1 rRNA gene is annotated in these 1,552 nt (G+C 59.3%); it reads right to left on the reverse strand.

Annotated features, from left to right (window positions below):
• Nucleotides 1-44: 44 nt before the first annotated feature.
• A 16S ribosomal RNA gene (locus SM753_RS20175) occupies nt 45-1,515 on the reverse strand.
• Between the last annotated feature and the right edge of the window lie 37 nt (nt 1,516-1,552).

Below are 1,552 nucleotides of genomic sequence, written 5' to 3' on the forward strand. Positions count from 1 at the left end.
ACGGACGAAGGTGAGCCACCCGCGTCGGGGTGGTCTCGGGTCGTTGGAGGTGATCCAGCCGCAGATTCCCCTACGGCTACCTTGTTACGACTTAAGCCCCCTTGCGAAGCCCAGATTCAGCCGTCAGAGACGGTTTCATCCGGACCTCACTCGGGTGCTTTGACGGGCGGTGTGTGCAAGGAGCAGGGACGTATTCACCGCGCCCTTCTGAGGCGCGATTACTACCGAATCCAGCTTCATGAGGGCGAGTTTCAGCCCTCAATCCGAACTACGACCGAGTTTCGGAGATTAGCGTCCCCTTTCGGGGTTGCATCCCACTGTCTCGGCCATTGTAGCCCGCGTGTCGCCCAGCTCATTCGGGGCATACTGACCTACCGTTGCCCGTTCCTTCCTCCACATTGGCTGTGGCAGTCCTCCTAATGTACCCATCAACCTCAAGGGTCATGCTGGCAATTAGGAGTGCGGGTCTCGCTCGTTGCCTGACTTAACAGGACGCCTCACGGTACGAGCTGACGGCGGCCATGCACCTCCTCTCAGTAGCTCTGATAAGCTCATCACACTGATCGTCACTGCTACTGTCGGAGCTGGTGAGATGTCCGGCGTTGAGTCCAATTAAACCGCAGGCTCCTCCGGTTGTAGTGCTCCCCCGCCAATTCCTTTAAGTTTCATCCTTGCAGACGTACTTCCCAGGCGGCTCGCTTCGCGGCTTCCCTGCGGCACAGCACAGGCTCGTAGCCTGTGCCACACCTAGCGAGCATCGTTTACAGCTTGGACTACCCGGGTATCTAATCCGGTTCGTGACCCAAGCTTTCGTCCCTCACCGTCGGATCCGTCTTCCCGAGGCGCTTTCGCCACCGGTGGTCCGTCCAGGATTATAGGATTTCACTCCTACCCTGGACGTACCCCTCGGGTCTTCCGGTCCCTAGCCAGACAGTTTTCGCCGGACGCCCACCTGTTGAGCAGGTGGATTTCCCGACGAACTTGCCTGGCCGGCTACGGACGCTTTAGGCCCAATAATAGCGGCCATCACTTGGACTGCCGGTATTACCGCGGCGGCTGGCACCGGTCTTGCCCAGTCCTTATTCGTACACCTCAGTACGGTGTACAAAAGCGAGGGCTATATGCCCTCGCACTCGGGGTCCCCTTATCGCACTGGCGTGCAGTGTAAAGGTTTCGCGCCTGCTGCGCCCCGTAGGGCCCGGTATCTTGTCTCAGATACCGTCTCCGGGTTCTTGCTCTCACAACCCGTACCGATTATCGGCACGGTGGGCCGTTACCCCACCGTCTACCTAATCGGCCGCAGCCACATCCTCTGGCGCCGGAGCATTTCCGGCTCAGGCCGTTCAAGGCGGAGAGCCGTATGCGGTATTAGCCTCAGTTTCCCGAGGTTATCCCGCTCCAGAGGGTAGTTTGGCCACGTGTTACGGAGCTATTCGCCACGAGTCTAAACTCGTGCGACTAGCATGGCTAAATCGGACCCCGATAGCAATGGCCTCCGGCAGGATCAACCGGAATGTACCTGGCCACTAAGGGCCAGGGGGCGTGGCGGGTA

The organism is Halostella sp. PRR32 (assembly GCF_034808085.1).
Lineage (GTDB): Archaea > Halobacteriota > Halobacteria > Halobacteriales > Natronoarchaeaceae > Halostella > Halostella pelagica.